The sequence below is a fragment of the Phytohabitans houttuyneae genome (genome assembly GCF_011764425.1).
GTDB classification, from domain to species: Bacteria; Actinomycetota; Actinomycetes; order Mycobacteriales; family Micromonosporaceae; genus Phytohabitans; species Phytohabitans houttuyneae.
Genome location: NZ_BLPF01000001.1, coordinates 456,319 through 470,922 on the forward strand (window position 1 = coordinate 456,319; position 14,604 = coordinate 470,922).

10 protein-coding genes are annotated in these 14,604 nt (G+C 74.6%); 4 read left to right on the forward strand and 6 right to left on the reverse strand.

Features of this window, described 5'->3' with window-relative positions:
* Window positions 1-468 precede the first annotated feature (468 nt).
* From Phou_RS02135 to Phou_RS02145, 3 genes are all read right to left on the reverse strand, one after another.
* Window positions 469-711: a DUF3072 domain-containing protein gene (locus Phou_RS02135; protein WP_173053076.1), complete on the reverse strand. Its 243-nt coding sequence runs from the start codon at window positions 709-711 to the stop codon at window positions 469-471.
* A gap of 977 nt (window positions 712-1,688) precedes the next feature.
* Window positions 1,689-1,835 carry a hypothetical protein gene (locus Phou_RS02140; RefSeq protein ID WP_173053078.1) on the reverse strand — a complete coding sequence of 49 codons (147 nt, stop codon included), beginning with the start codon at window positions 1,833-1,835 and terminating at the stop codon, window positions 1,689-1,691.
* Complete coding sequence (locus Phou_RS02145) at window positions 1,781-3,637, reverse strand: alpha/beta hydrolase (protein WP_173053080.1); 1,857 nt, start codon at window positions 3,635-3,637, stop codon at window positions 1,781-1,783. The genes Phou_RS02140 and Phou_RS02145 overlap by 55 nt, the downstream gene beginning before the upstream one ends.
* Window positions 3,638-3,821: 184 nt before the next feature.
* On the opposite strand from Phou_RS02145, the gene Phou_RS02150 reads away from it, so the two are divergent.
* Window positions 3,822-5,132 carry a condensation domain-containing protein gene (locus Phou_RS02150; protein ID WP_173053082.1) on the forward strand — a complete coding sequence of 437 codons (1,311 nt, stop codon included), beginning with the start codon at window positions 3,822-3,824 and terminating at the stop codon, window positions 5,130-5,132.
* Between the two features lie 111 nt (window positions 5,133-5,243).
* Here the strand turns inward: Phou_RS02150 and Phou_RS02155 are convergent, their stop codons facing one another.
* Complete coding sequence (locus tag Phou_RS02155) at window positions 5,244-6,497, reverse strand: hypothetical protein (protein WP_173053084.1); 1,254 nt, start codon at window positions 6,495-6,497, stop codon at window positions 5,244-5,246.
* A complete protein-coding gene (locus Phou_RS02160) occupies window positions 6,494-7,003 on the reverse strand; it encodes an RNA polymerase sigma factor (protein WP_173053086.1) in 510 nt (169 codons plus the stop codon). Before Phou_RS02160 ends, Phou_RS02155 begins: the two co-directional genes overlap by 4 nt.
* Window positions 7,004-7,221: 218 nt before the next feature.
* On the opposite strand from Phou_RS02160, the gene Phou_RS02165 reads away from it, so the two are divergent.
* On the forward strand, window positions 7,222-9,375 hold the full coding sequence (locus Phou_RS02165; protein ID WP_173053088.1) for a bifunctional diguanylate cyclase/phosphohydrolase: 2,154 nt from the start codon (window positions 7,222-7,224) through the stop codon (window positions 9,373-9,375).
* 431 nt (window positions 9,376-9,806) lie between these two features.
* Here the strand turns inward: Phou_RS02165 and Phou_RS02170 are convergent, their stop codons facing one another.
* The gene (locus Phou_RS02170) at window positions 9,807-10,685 is read right to left on the reverse strand and encodes an alpha/beta fold hydrolase (protein ID WP_173053091.1); all 879 of its coding nucleotides are present in this window, start codon (window positions 10,683-10,685) and stop codon (window positions 9,807-9,809) included.
* A gap of 68 nt (window positions 10,686-10,753) precedes the next feature.
* Between Phou_RS02170 and Phou_RS02175 the strand changes: the two genes are divergently transcribed.
* Both Phou_RS02175 and Phou_RS02180 read left to right on the forward strand, forming a co-directional pair.
* Window positions 10,754-13,885, forward strand: a complete 3,132-nt coding sequence (locus tag Phou_RS02175) for an ATP-binding protein (protein WP_246273131.1) — start codon at window positions 10,754-10,756, stop codon at window positions 13,883-13,885.
* A 43-nt stretch (window positions 13,886-13,928) separates the two neighbouring features.
* On the forward strand, window positions 13,929-14,600 hold the full coding sequence (locus tag Phou_RS02180; RefSeq protein WP_173053093.1) for a hypothetical protein: 672 nt from the start codon (window positions 13,929-13,931) through the stop codon (window positions 14,598-14,600).
* Window positions 14,601-14,604 lie beyond the last annotated feature (4 nt).

A 14,604-nucleotide genomic window follows, 5' to 3' on the forward strand; every position in this document is an offset into this window, starting at 1 on the left:
CTTGTCGATCTGTGGCCTGGCCCTTGTCGGTCCGCGGCCTGGCGCGACGTCGGTCCGTGGCCTTGCTTTGTCGATCTACGGCCTAGCGCTTGTCGGTCCGCGGCGTGGCGCGACGTCGGTCCGCGGCCTGACGCGACGTCGGTCCGCGGCGTGGCGCGACGTCGGTCCGCGGCCTGGCGCGACGTCGGTCCGCGGCGTGTGGCGCGGTGTCGAGCCGCGACCTGGCTCTGTTGATCCGCGGCCTGGCGCGACGTCGGTCCGCGGCCTGGCGCGACGTCGGTCCGCGGCCTGGCGCGACGTCGGTCCGCGGCCTGGCGCGACGTCGGTCCGCGGCGTGGCGCGGTGTCGAGCCGCGACCTGGCTCTGTTGATCCGCGGCCTGGCGCGCGGTCGGTGTCACACTCGGCGGCCGGCCGGACCGCGGCGCAGCTGCGTTCCGGCGGCGAGCCGGGCCGCGGCGCAGCTGCGGTCAGGTCCGCTGGTCCGTGGACGGGCCGCGGCCGGTCCGTTCCTGGAGTTCCTCGATCAGCTTGGCCGCCTCCGCTTTGGTGAGGCTCTCCGGCGCGTCCTGGCCGGCCTCGCGGGACAGTGTCTCCAGATAGGACCGCTGCGGCGCGGTCCACGGCTCGTCGCCGGTCACCCAGTCATCGGGATCCTTGATCGCCGCCTGGGGATCCGGCTCAGTGATGTCGCGACGTGTCCGCCCACTCATGATCCACCTCCTCGAACAGGCGTACCATTACCCCCGAATCACGTCCACAAACGAATGCCTCTTCGGGTGCAGTGCGGGTGGTGCGGGCGCAGCCCGGATGGTGCGGGCGCAGCCCGGATAGTGCGGATGGTGCGGGCGCAGCCCGGGCGGCGCGGGCACAGCCCCTTGGACGAGCCCAGACCGGGGCACGAGCCCAGCCCGGGGGCGCGGAGCCGGCTGGGTGATCGTGGTACGGACACGGCTCCCATGAGGGCCGATGCGTACCACGATCTATTCCTGGCGGCACCAGTCCGATCTTCGACGCGGGTTGCGAGCGCACGGGCGGGTCAGACCGCACCGCAATGTCCGTAGCGACCCAGACGTGCGCTCGCGCCCCACGGCCGCCCTCGGCAGATCTTGGCAAGTTGGCGCCGCTCGACTTTCGGAGTACGGACTGCTTGCCGTGCGAGAGCCTGCGGTGTCCTCCCAGCTCACGATGCCCGCGCCGGGCAGTGGCCAGCTTTACGGGGTAAGGCATTGACCAGGCAAGATGCAAGGTCCGCCTGTCCCATCTTCCCCGCCGTGCTTCTGCAGATCTTTCGAGGCGGGAGTGCGCGAATCCGCCCCCAGTTCGGCACCGTCGTCGCGGCCGGTGACTGTCGATCAGGTGCAGGCGGTGTGAGCTTCGCAATCTTGGTGAGTTGGCGCGCCATTTCGACGCCAACTTGCCAAGATCTGCCAGAGCGGGCTCCTGGGTTGAGCTGGCGACCACGGAGGGTGAGGCGGTGACCGCGAAAGGACTCCAGACGACGAAACTGCTTGCCGTGCGACAGCCTCCGGTGACCTCCCAGCTCACGGCAGCCGCGCCGCGCGGATTGAGCACCGCCCGACCTCTTGGGTGACCGCAACCAAGCGCGAAGGGTGATACGCAGCCCGCACCCGTCCTTCCAGAACGCTCACCCCACCGCGGACATCTCCTGACGGGACGCGGGAGCGAATCAGGTCCGCGGGCGCAGGGCGGCGCGGGCGCGGCCGATGTCCAAAACCAGCACCGCCAGGTTGGCGGCCAGCACCGCACCGAGGATCGCGGTCAGCGCGCCCGCCAGGCCCGCGACCGCGTGCCCGCCCAGCCAGGCGCCGGCCAACCCCAGGCCACCGCCGCGGCGAGGGCGCCGTAGCGCAGTCCCGGGCCGATTCCCCGGCGCAACCAGGCCAGGTACACGCAGAGGCCGACCGCGATGCCCGCCGCCACCACCGCGAGCCCGCCGCTGGCGAACAGCCCCGGCCACACGCTCGCCACCACGAGGATCGCCAGGAACCACCCGCCGAGCCCCACCACCGCCGCGGCCAGGCTGCGCAGCAGTGCGCTCGCCACCACGCCGAAGCCGCCGCGCCGCCACACCCACAGCGCCATCGCGCCGAGCAGTACGACCGCGAGGAGCGCGCCGCCGGCCAGCATCAAGAGGATCACCCGTGCGATCGCCGGCATCGTCATCCCCACCTCGAAGTCGACCGGCTGCGTCGTGTACCCCGAGCGGTCCACCACGCCACGGTCGTAGAACGTGTTCAACAGCCGCTTGCCGGCTGCCGGCTGGTTGTGCCAGAAGTCCGTCGTGTGCCCGAGCTCGGCGAGCACGACCTGGTGACCGTTGCGCAGCGCGGGCATCAGCTCGTCGGCCGCCACCCGCGGCGGTGCGGTGAAGTCGACCGAACCGCTCACCACCAGCGTCTCCACATCGGACGGTCGGACCCGCTGGTACTCGGCGTGGTCGGGGCTGGTCGGCCACGCGTCGGCGAGCCGCCCCCTGGCCCACACGAAGTCGGTCGCCGCGTTGCCCAGGATCGTGCCGGGGTCGCCGCCACCCGCGTAGTACGCCTTGACCGCGGGCGAGTCGATGCTTGCCGTCGCGGCGGACTCGCCCCACACGAACGACCCCGGAAAGATCAGGTCGGCCATCGTCGCGAGTGCCCACAGCCCGCTCGGGTCGCCCTCGGCCGCGCTCAGCCAGGCGTCGAACGTGGTCGGCGCGTTCAGCGGCGCCGCGGCGGCGGTCGCCTCGTGCAGGCCCCACAGCGTCGCCGTGCGGGCGGTGCCCTTCTTGAGCGGCAGCGGGCCCCACCGGTCTGGAGCGTCCGCGACGGTGGCGCGCAGGGAGGCGGCGAGATCGCCGGTACGGGCCGCGCAGCCCTCGTCCGCCGCGCACAGTTCGGCGTAGTGGCGCAGCTGCTCGTCGGTGATCTCCGGGTCCCACATGAAGTGGCCGGGCGGGTTCGCGCCGATCATCACGGAGCGGTGCAGCGACGCCGGGTAACGCCACGCGTAGATCATCGCCGTGCGCGTGCCGGCACTCTGGCTGAGCAGGTCGATCCGGCCGTACCCCAGCGCGCGGCGAGCCGCCTCCAGATCGTCGACGCGCTGCGGCAGCGAGTACCCGTCGAGGTCGGCGCCCGCGTCCGCGAGCCGGCGGCGGCAGTCGCGCAGCGCGCCGGCGAAGCGCTCCGCCGTCCGCTCGGACGCGAGGTCGGCCGAGCGCCGCAGCGCGGCGGTCACCTCCGGGCAGTCCAGGCGTACCGACCCGTCGACACCCCGGTAGCCCACCAGCACGACATCGCGGTTGCCCGACAGCCAGCCAGCGGTCGGGAAGTCCAGGTTGCTCTGCCCCGGCCCGCCCTCCAGCCGGAAGACCGGCTCCGCCGCCGGGGTGGCGGTCGCGCGGACGCGTACCACCGGCAGGGCGATGAGGCGGGAGCCGGCGTCGCGCCGGTTTTCGGGGACGACGAGCGTGCCGCAGTCGGCCGCGCGGTCACCGTCCCCGGTCGGGTACGTGCACGGCTCCAGCGTCAGGTCGCCGGAGCGCGCGCCGTCCGGCACCGACGGCCGGGATCGACCCGACCATCCGGTGTAGACAAGCCCGAGCGACAGCAACCCGATCACCCCGAGGGCCACGGCCCTTCTCCCCACCATGACCTCTGAGTCTGGAGTGGATGGGCGCCCGGTTCGATGGTGCCTGCCGCCGTATCCGGGGTAAGGACAACCCCACCCCCGGTCAGCAAAATCCGTACGAGGGACCGCAAGAATTCGACCAAGAAGCGTATATCGACGCGCATGAGGTCGCACCAGCATGGGCGGGGTGACGGTGATCGCGGTCCCGTTCGCCGGGGAGGGCGCCGGCGAGGACGAGCTGAGCTGGGGCCAACAGGACATCTGGGGCAGCATGCGGCGGGACCGCTCGTGGCTGCCGATCGGATTCGCGCGACCTGTGCCGCCCGGCACGACCGTCGAGGACATCGTGGACGAGCTGCGCTGGTGCGTGAGCCGGTACCCGTCGCTGCGCACGCGGCTGCGCTTCACCGGCGGCGACCGACCGCGCCAGGTGGTGTACGCGAGCGGCGAGGTCGAGCTGGAGGTCGTGGACGCGCCGCCGGACGCCGACCCGGCCGCCGTGGCCAAGGGCGTGCAGGACCGATACCAGGGCACCGACCACGACCACGCGGCCGAGTGGCCGGTGCGGATGGCGGTGGTCCGTCATCTCGGCGCACCCGCGTACCAGGTCATGGTCGTCTGCCACCTGGTGGTGGACGGCTTCGGCGCCCTCGTGATGCAGGACGGCATGCGGGACCGCCCGTCCGGACCCGGCGCCGCATTGGAGCCGCTGGAACAGGCGCGGGAGCAGCGGACGCCGGCGGCGGTACGGCGCAGCGAGGCGGCCCTGCGGCACTGGGAGCACCTGCTTCGCACCACCGCGGCGGACCGCTACCCCGGCTCGGCCGACCCGCGCACCCCGCGCTACTGGGAGGTCGTCCGCACCTCGCCCGCCCTGCACCTGGCGGTGGAACGGGTCGCCGCGCGGGCCCGGGTGGAGTCCTCGACGGTGCTGCTCGCCGCGTACGCGATGGCGATGTCGGCGGTGACCGGGATCGCCCCGCTGCTGACCCAGCTGGTGGTCGGCAACCGCTTCCGGCCGGGCCTCGCCACGACGGTCAGCCCGGTGAGCCAGACCGCGCTGTGCCGGCTCGACGTCGCCGGCCGCGAATTCGACGACGCGCTCGCGGTCACGTGGCGGGCGGCGCTGGCCGGCTACAAGCACTCCTACTACGACCCGGCCGCACTCGACGCACTGCTGCGGCGGGTGGCCGCCGAACGGCCGGACCCGGCGGTCATGCGCTGCGGCTTCAACGACCGGCGCGGGCTGCTGCGCGACCTGCCACCGGCGGACCCGGCCGCGGACCCGCGGGCCGCGCTCGCCCACACGACCACGCGCGTGGAACGCCGCCAGGACAAGCCCTTCGACCCGTGCTACCTGCACGTCCTCCAGGAGCCGGGCGCGGTCGTGCTGGTGCTCTGCGCCGACACGCACTTCCTCGGGCCGGACCAGCAGGAGGACGTCCTGCGCCGCATCGAGGAAACCGTCGTGGACGCCGCCTCGCGCGGTGGCCACTAACGTTTCCGGATCCGCCCGCTGCGCGGGCGGACCCGGAAACTCTGCGCCCGGCAGGGCCGGGTTCGCCGGGGAACCCGGCGAACCGTAGTGGTCACCGCACCAGCGCCTGCCTCAGGTGATGGCGGCGAGGTCGAGGACGTACCTGGCGCCGTTCCCCTCCTCCCACTGCACGACGGTGAGCGGCGTCCGGGCCGTGGTGGACAGGTCCGCCTGGGGCACGGTGGCCGCCGCGCCGGTCCTGCGGTCCCAGATCCAGGTCCGCCCGCCCGACTCGGCGAACGAGCCGAGCCCGAACCGCCCCGCCAGCGCCGACTTCTCGTACGGCACGGTCCGCTGGCTGAACGGGACCTCCCGGAAACCGGTGCCGTCCAGGCGCTGCACCGTCGCCCGCCCGCCGGCGTCGAGGCCGAGGCAGAGGGTCGGGTTGCAGTCGATGGACGCGGCGCCGTCGTTGGCGGTCCAGCCGCGCCGCTCCCCGGTCAGCACGTTGAGCAGGGAACCGGTCCGCTGCTCGCTACCGCCGGCGGCCTCCTCGGCGTCCACATCGGACTGGCGGCGGGTGGTCACCCAGGGGAAGGCCCCGAAGTCCTGGTACCCCTCGGTGCCGTCAACCTTTTGCGGCACCAGGTTGCCCAGGCGCATGCGGTAGATGGCGCTCGCGGCGCCGTCCCCGTCGTACCGCCAGTAGACGACGCCGAAGTCCACCCCGATCGGGTACGCCTGCCCGGCCAGCGGCCACGTGGTGAGCAGGCGGGCGGGGGCCGAGCCGTCCACCGGCGCGATCCACAGCTCGTACGGCGCGGTGTCGCGGCGCAGCCCCCACAGCACGTCGCCGCCGTCGACGAAGACCTCCGCCAGCCCGGCGTCGAGGCGTTCCACCGCCGGCCCGTTGAGCGAGCGTGCCGTGCCGGCCGCGGCGTCGAGGAGCACCGGCCACACGGTCAGGTCGTTCGAGGTCGTCGCGGTCGGCAGGAAGTCCGACCGCACCACGTACTTGCCGGCGCCGATGACCGCGGAGACCGTGTACCGGCCGCCGCCCGGGAGGGTGGCCGGGATCCGGTGCACGGCGGCGGGCCACACCTCCTGCGGCGTGGGGAGATCACCGAAGTCCGGCACCGTGCCTGACCAGGCCGCCGCTTGCGCCGCCGGCGGCTGTGCCGCGCCGAGGTGCACGGCGAGGGGTACCGCCGCGACCACGAGTCCCAGCACGCACGCCGCGGCGACCATCAGCGCGGCGCGCGAGCGCCGCCGGGGCTGCGCCGCCGCGGGCCGCGGCAGCTTGGCCAGGATCCGCTCGGGCGGCACGGCGCGCCCGGCCTGGCGCTGCTGGGCGTCGCGGATCAGGTCCTCGAGGTACGTGTTCATGACGGGACCTCCTCGATCAGGGACGACCGGGCGGGAAGTGCGGCCCGCAACGTCGCGAGGGCCCGGAAGATCTGGGTACGGACCGTGACCGGACGGCAGCCGAGCAAATCGGCTATCTGCTCGTCGGGAAGGTCCTCGTAGTAACGCAAAGCCAGCGCCGCACGCTGTTTCGGTGGGAGGGTGGCGATCAGGCGGAGCACGAGGTCGCGATCCTCCGCGGCCACGGCGTTGTCCTCGACCGGCGGGGCGATCGACTCGAGTGCCTCCGGCGAGATCGTCACGAGCCGTGCCGCCCGCCGCCGCCGCCAGGAGAGGAACTCGTTGAGGATCATGCGCTTCACGTACTGCTCCGGCGCGTCGAGCCCACCGATCCGCCCCCAGCGCGCCTGCGCCCGCACCAACACGTCCTGCGTGATGTCCTCGGCAAGGTACGGGTCCCAGGTCACCACCGTCGCGTACCGGACCAGTGGACCTAACCGGGCCGCCACGAACTCCTCGAAGGTCACGCGCCGCCGCCCTCCCGTGCCGGCATTCTCCGACCTCGAAACTCCCGAGCGGGCCTGCGATGTTGCACGCGGGACGAAAGTTCCCTACCGTGGCGCGGGTTTAGCACTGTGCACCCATATTTGTGCGTGTTTGGGGGTACACAGACAGTGAGAGTGTGATCCAGAATACATCTCTGCGACCTGGCCGGGCCGCGGAGGCGGCCACACCGGAGGCGGACGTGGGGGTCGAGGTGGACATACGGCGGGTTATGCGCTGGGCGATAGTCGCCGGCGCGGTTTGGCTGGTGTTGTACGCGGTGCTCACGGGCCTGAGCCAGGGCTCGGAGGCGATGGCCCGGTTCGTCGGCAACGTGGTTTATGTCGTTCCGCTCGTGCTTCTCGCGCCGCTGTCCGTGATGGCCGCCCGCCGCTCGCGGGGACGGCTGCGCACCGCCTGGTGGCTGCTGGCCGTCTCCAACCTGCTGTGGCTCGTGGGGGAGCTGATCTGGAGCGCGTACGCCTTCACCCGGCCGGGCGGCGCACCCTCACCCTCGATCGCCGACATCGCCTACATCGGCTCGTACGCCGTCGCCCTGCCCGGCATCGTGATCGGCTTCGGCGGCACCTGGGCCGAGCGGCAGGTGCGCTGCATGGTCGACTCCGCCCTGGTGACGCTCGGCATCGGCGCGGTCGGCTGGGCGCTGGTGGTCGGCCCGCTCATGCCCGGCACGACGACGGCCGGCGCGATCGTCACGTTCGCGCAGCCGCTGTTCGCCATCACGATCGTCACGGCACTCGTCGCGGTGGGGCTCTGCGGCCACCGCACGATCCCACCGTCGTTCCTGCTGGCCGGCGCGGGCTTCGCGGTGGCCGGCATCACCGACGCCGTGTACGCGTACCTGTTCATGGTCCACTCGTACGACGACGCGAGCTGGCTCAACCTCGGCTGGCAGGTCGAGGCCGTGCTCCTGTGCCTGGCGGCGGCCGCCGCCGCGCTGCGCACCGAGCCCGAGCCCGAGGTGCGCAGCCTCGACCGCGACGTGGCCGTGCTGCCGGCCGCCGTGGCCGTGCTCTCGATCGTCGGCATCGCCATCGCCGACCGGCTCACCGAGGGCCACCTCGCCCGCTCCACGCTGGTCATCGCGGTGCTGCTCGCGTCCGGCCTGCTGCTGCGCCAGGTGCTCGTCACCCGCGACCGCACGCGGCTCGCCGAGGCGCTGGCCACCGCGCTGCGCGAGCAGGAGCGGCTGGCCGTCACCGACGGGCTGACCGGCCTGTACAACCGCCGCTTCTTCCAGGAGATGCTGCGGCTCGACGCGGAGCGCGCGGAGCAGAACAGCGCGCCGATCAGCATCGTCATCATCGACCTGGACCGCTTCAAGAAGATCAACGACAGCTGCGGCCATCCCACCGGCGACCGGGTGCTTGTCGAGGCCGCCGACCGGATCCGCCGCGCGGTACGCCCCGCCGACCTTGTCGCCCGCTACGGCGGCGAGGAGTTCGTCTGCCTGCTCCCCGGCGCCGGCGAGGACACCGCGATGGAGGTGGCCGAGCGGGTACGCCGCGCGCTGTCCCGCACTCCCCTGGTGGTGCCTAGCGGCCGCGAGGTGCGCCTCACCGCCTCGCTCGGCGTGGCCAGCGCCGGTACCCGCGGCGGCCGGCCGCACGGCGACCTTGAAGGCCTGATCCAGGACGCGGACGGCGCCCTCTACCGCGCCAAGGCCCGCGGGCGCGACCAGGTCGTCGCCGCCGGGCGGCTGGCCGACCTCGCGCTCGACACCGACCCGGACCTGCCGTCCGCGCTGGTGTGGCTGGCCGACCAGATCGACGCCAAGCTCGGCAACCACGAGCACAGCACCGCCGTCTCGCGGTGGGCGCTGCTCACCGGCGCGCGGCTCGGCCTGCACCAGGCCGAACTGCGCCGCACCGCCGCGGCCGCCCGGCTGCACGACATCGGCAAGATCAACGTCGACGACGCGATCCTCACCAAGCCGGGCCGCCTCAGCCAGGAGGAGTGGGACGTGCTGCGCCGCCACCCGCAGGAGGGCGCCCGCCTGCTGACCGAGCTCAGCGACCGCGCCGACCTCGCCCCGCTGGTCGGCGCGCACCACGAGCGGTACGACGGCGCCGGCTACCCCACGGGCCTGCGCGGCGACGGCATCCCCATCGAGGCCCGGATCATCGCGGTGTGCGACTCGTGGGCCGCGATGCGCGCCGACCGCGCGTACGCCTCGGCGCTGAGCGAGGCTGAAGCGAGGCACCAGATCGAGCGCGGCCGGGGCAGCCAGTTCGACCCCGCGGTGGCGGACGCCTTCCTGGCCCTGCTCGACGAGGGCGCCATCGACGAGCTGGCCCCGCTGCGCCACACCGACGCCGCCACCACGCCGCGCTGAGCGACCGGCCACGCCGGGCGGCCGCGCCCCAGACATCCGTTTCAGAAGATCCAACCCGAAACAGATCCGGGCTACCGCGACGTCCGTCGTGGTCCGGACCGTTGCTCCCGCGGCCTCACCCTCCGCGGTCGCCAGGCTCAGCCCAAGGGCCTTGCCCTTGATCGACAGTCACGCACCGCGGGGCGAGTCCGCCCACGATGCGGCACCGTCGCGGAGGTCTCTCCTACGGTCAGTGACCATCCGTTGGACCCAAGCGGCGCCGCAGTCGAGATCTTGGTGAGTAAGCGCGTTATTGGCCAACTTGCCAAGATCTGCCGGAGCGGGCTCCCGGGTTGAGCTCGGCGACCGCGGAGGGTGAGCGGCAACCGCGGGCGCGGCGGCAGCTCACATCCAACTCGGGGGGACTTCAAGAGGACTCACCCCGAAGCTCCTTAGCGGGACAGCAGGGCGCGCAGCGCCTTGACCACCTCGGCCGGCGCCTCCTCGGCCATGAAGTGTCCACAGGAGACAGTCTCGTGGTGCAGGTCGGGCGCCCAGGCCCGCCAGATGGCCGCCGCGTCGAAGCCGAGCGCCGCGCCCCAGTCCTGCTGGAGCACCGTGACCGGCATGCGGAGCGTGTTGCCGGCCTCCCGGTCGGCCCGGTCGTGTTCCACGTCGATGCCGGCCGAGGCGCGGTAGTCGGCGACGATCGACGGCACGGCCGCCCGGGACGCCGCCAGGTACTCCCGCCGCACCTCCGGCGGGATGGCCTCCGGGTCCCTGGTCCAGATGTCGAGGAAGTGGCCGAAGAACGCGTCCGCGCTCGCGCCGATCAGCCGCTCGGGCAGGCCGGGCGGCTGCGCCATCAGGTACAGGTGGAAGCCGACCGCCGCGGTGGTGCCGTGCATCACGTCCCACATGTCGAGGGTGGGCAGCACGTCGAGCGAGGCCAGGTGGGTCACCCGGTCCGGGTGGTCGAGGCCGGCCCGGATGGCGACCAGCGCGCCGCGGTCGTGCCCGGCCAGCGCGAAGCGCTCGTGGCCCAGCGCGGCGGCCAGCGCCACGACGTCGGCGGCCATCGTCCGCTTGCCGTACCCGGTGCCGTCCGGGTCGGCGGGCTTGTCACTCGCGCCGTAGCCGCGCAGGTCGGGCGCGATGACCGTGTGGTCGGCGGCGAGGTCGGCGGCGACGTGCCGCCACATCAGGTGGGTCTGCGGAAAGCCGTGCAGCAGGACGACCGGGCTGCCCGCTCCCCCGACGGCGACGTTCAGCGCGACGCCGTCGGCGACCGGCACCCTCCGGTACTCGAATCCGGTGATCTGAGGTGTCATGCGGCAAGCCTGCGCGGCGGCGATCAGCAATCACTGAGCAACGGATCAGTACCGGCTACGGTGGGGCCGTGACCAGGGCCGGCGTGACGTTCACGGTGCTCGGGCCACTCGCGGCGGCGCACCGCGGCGACCCGGACCGGCCGCTGCCGCTCAAGGGCGGCCGGCAGCGCGCTGTCCTCGCCCGCCTGCTCATCGCGCGCGGCCGCGTCGTACCCGTCGACCGGCTCGCCGGCGACCTGTGGACCGAGCCGCCGGACGGCGCGGTCGGGGCGATCCGCACGTTCGTGGCCGACCTGCGCCGCGCGCTGGAGCCCGACCGGCCGCCCCGGCAGCCGGCCCGCCTGCTGGTGACCGCCCCGCCCGGGTACGCGCTGCGCGCCGCCGCCGAAGACGTCGACGCCGGCCGCTTCGAGGCGTGGGTGGCCGAGTCCGGGACGCTGCTCGCGGCCGGGGACGGCGCGGGCGCGCTGGCCCGGGCCGGGGAGGCGCTGGGGCTGTGGCGCGGGCCGGCGTACGCGGAGTTCGCCGCCGAGCCGTGGGCCCGCGCCGAGATCGACCGCCTCGACGAGCTGCGCGCGCTGGCCGTCGAGCGGCGGGCGGAGGCGATGCTCGCGCTCGGCCGGGCCGCCGAGGCCGCCTCCGACCTGGGTGCCCACGCGGCCGCACACCCGCTGCGCGAGGAGGCGTGGCGGCTGCTGGCCATCGCGCTGTACCGGGCCGGCCGCCAGGCGGACGCGCTCGCCGCCCTGCGCCGGGCCCGCGAGACGCTCGCCGACCGGCTCGGCCTCGACCCCGGGCCGGCCCTGCGACGGCTCGAAGCCGACATCCTGGCCCAGTCGCCCGCCCTCAGCCCGCCGGTGCCCGACGAACCAGCCCCCGCCGCCCACGACGCACCGCCCCCAGCGCGAAGCGCGCTGGCGGGCACGGCCGGCGGCTTCTTCGGCCGGGCCGGTGAGCTGGACGCGCTCGCCCGCGCGGCCGGGCGCGTGTCCGGCCGCGGGGAGCCCGGCCTCGCGCTCATCTCCGGCGAGGCCGGCGCCGGCAAGACCGCCCTCGCCGGGGAGTTCGCCCGCCGCCTCTCCGGCGCCGGCTGGTCGGTGGCGTGGGGCCGCAGCCCGGAGTACGAAGGCGCGCCCGCCGCCTGGCCCTGGCAACAGGTCACCGGCACGCCTGGACCCGACCGGCCGGCCGCCGACCCCGCCGCGGCCCGCTTCCGCCTGCACCGGGAGACCGCGGCGTGGCTGTCGGACACCGCGGGCCGGCGCGGGCCGCTGCTCGTCGTCCTCGACGACCTGCACCAGGCCGACGAGGGCACGCTCGACGTGCTGGCCGCCGTGCTCGCCGGCCCGGAGCCGGCCAGCGGTCCGCTGCTGGTCGCCGGCACGTACCGCGCCACGGCCATCCCGGCCACCCTGACCGCCGCGCTGGCCCGCCTCGCCCGGGTCGAACCGGTCCGGGTGTACCTCGGCGGCCTCACGGTGACCGAGACCGGCGAGCTGGCCCGCGCGGCGGCCGGGCGCGAGCTCGACCCGGCCGCGGTGCGCCTCATCCACCACCGCAGCGGCGGCAACCCGTTCTTCGTCCGCGAGCTGGCCCGGCTGCTCGGCGCCGAGCCCGGCGCGGTACCCGCCGGCGTGCGCGACGTCATCCGCCACCGCCTCGCCACGCTGCCCGAGCCGGCGCGCGCGGTGCTGCGGCAGGCGGCGGTGCTCGGCCGGGACGTCGACCCGGAGGTGCTGGCGGCGCTCACCGGCGACGAGCCGTCCACACTGGACGCCCTGGACCGGGCCGTGGAGGCCGGCTTCCTCAGCGCGGACGGCGGCCTGCGGTTCACCCACATCCTGGTACGGGACACGCTGTACGGCGACATCCCCGCACACCGCCGGGCGCAGTGGCACGCCGCCGCCGGCGAGGCGCTCGAACGGCTGCGCCCCGGTGACGTCGCCGCCCTCGCCCACCACTTCGGGCTCGCCGCGAGCCGGGCCACCGCGCCGCGCGCGGCCGCCTACGCGCGGGCCGCCGCCGAGGACGCCGAACGCCGCGCCGACCCGCACGCCGCCGTCCGGCTGTGGCGCCGGGCGGTGGACGGGTACGACCGGGCCGGCGCGCAGGACCGGCGCGGCCGCTTGGAGGCGGTGATGGGGCTGGGCCGGGCGCTCGCCGTGAGCGGCCACCTCGACGAGGCCCGCCGGCTCCGCGCCGAGGCCGTCGCCTCCGTGGCCACAGTGGACGATCCGGAGCTGGCGGCGGACGTGCTCGCCGCTTTCGTGGTACCGGCGATCTGGACCGCCAACGACGACGAGGAGCTGTCCGGCCGCATCGCCGCCGCGGCCGAGCGCGTGCTGCCGGCGCAGCGGGGCGAGCGGCGGGCGCGCCTGCTCGGTACCCTCGCGCTGGAGCTGCGCGGCACCACCACGGACCGCGGCGCGGCGGCGGCGCGCGAGGCGGAGTCCCTCGCCCGCGCGGCGGGTGACCCCACGCTGCTGGCCTTCGCGCTCAACGCCCGGTTCATGCACGCGTTCGGCCGCGCCGGGATGGCCGCCGAGCGGGCCCGCATCGGCGCCGAGATGGTGGAGGTGGCCGCCGGGCACGACCTTGTCACGTTCGAGGTGCTCGGTCACCTGATCGCGATGCAGGCGCACGCCGGGCTCGCCGACCTCGCCGCCGCGGACGCCCACGCGGCGGCCGCCGACGCCCTCGCCGGACGGTACGAGCTGCCGCTGGTGGGCGTCTTCACGGCCTGGTACGCGGGGCTGCGCCTGGCCGTCGAGGGGCGGACCGGCGAGGCGGAGGAGGCGTACCGCGCGGCGCGCGCGAAGCTCGACGGCGCCGGTATGCCCGGCATGGCGCGCGGCCTGTACCCGCTGGCCCTCCTCACGCTGCGGCCACCCACCACAGTGGAGTGGTCTACATCGGACTGGGGCCCGTACGAGCCGTGGGTCCGCCCGCTCGCGCTGCTCGCGCAGGACCGGCCGGAGGCGGCCGCCGGGGCGCTGCGGGCGCAGCCGGAGCCGCCGCACGACCTGCTCCGCGAGGCGCGGTTGTGGCTCACCGGGCGGGCCGCCATCACGCTCGGTGACCACGCCACGGCCCGCCGCGTGTACGACGCGCTGCTGCCGGCCGCCGGCGAGCTGGCGGGTGCGGGCAGCGGAGTGCTCACGTTCGGCGCGGTGGCGGACCTCCTGGAGGAGCTGCGCTGAGCGGACCTTGACGACCGAAGCTAACTGCATTAGCTTGTTAGCTATGACTCGTAGCAACAAGCTCGGTGCCGCCGCGCTCGCCGCGGCCGGCGTCCTGTTCCTCCTCTATCCCGCGGTCCGCCCGTGGCACGACGAGGCCACGGTGGACGGCGCCGTCGCGTCGATGGCCTCCGGCGCGTGGGTCGCGTCACACGCGTTCGCGATGCTGGGTTTCGTGCTGGCCGCCCTCGGCCTGCTCGCCCTCCGCGACACCGTGCCCGGGCCCCTCACGACCGCGGCCGTCGTCACCACCTGGATCGGCGCGGGCCTCGTCCTGCCCTACTACGGCGCCGAGGACTTCGGGCTGCACTCGCTGGCCCGGCGCTACGCGGACGGCGAGAGCTTCGACCTGCTCGCGACGGTGGACGCGGTCCGCAACCAGCCCGTGGCGATCACGATGTTCGGCGTCGGCCTGCTGGTCCTGGCGCTGGGTGGGGTGCTGGCCGCGCTGGCGGTGCGCCGGTCGGGCGTGCTCCCCCGGTCCAGCGGCGTGCTCTTCGGCCTCGGCCTGGTGCTGTTCCTCCCGCAGTTCTTCACGCCGGCCCCGATCCGCATCGCGCACGGCGTCCTGCTGGCGGCCGGCTGCGGGTGGCTGGCGTTCGCGCTGTGGCGGGCCCGGACCGCGTCACCCGTTCGGGTTACCGAGCGTGCGGCGCCGCTTCCCCGCGATCGCTAGCCTG

Coding starts and splice junctions, on each gene's coding strand:
- Phou_RS02155 (WP_173053084.1), bottom strand. CDS start 6,497: ATGAACACGTACCTCGAGGACCTGATCCGCGACGCCCAGCAGCGCCAG.
- Phou_RS02180 (WP_173053093.1), top strand. CDS start 13,929: ATGACTCGTAGCAACAAGCTCGGTGCCGCCGCGCTCGCCGCGGCCGGC.
- Phou_RS02170 (WP_173053091.1), bottom strand. CDS start 10,685: ATGACACCTCAGATCACCGGATTCGAGTACCGGAGGGTGCCGGTCGCC.
- Phou_RS02135 (WP_173053076.1), bottom strand. CDS start 711: ATGAGTGGGCGGACACGTCGCGACATCACTGAGCCGGATCCCCAGGCG.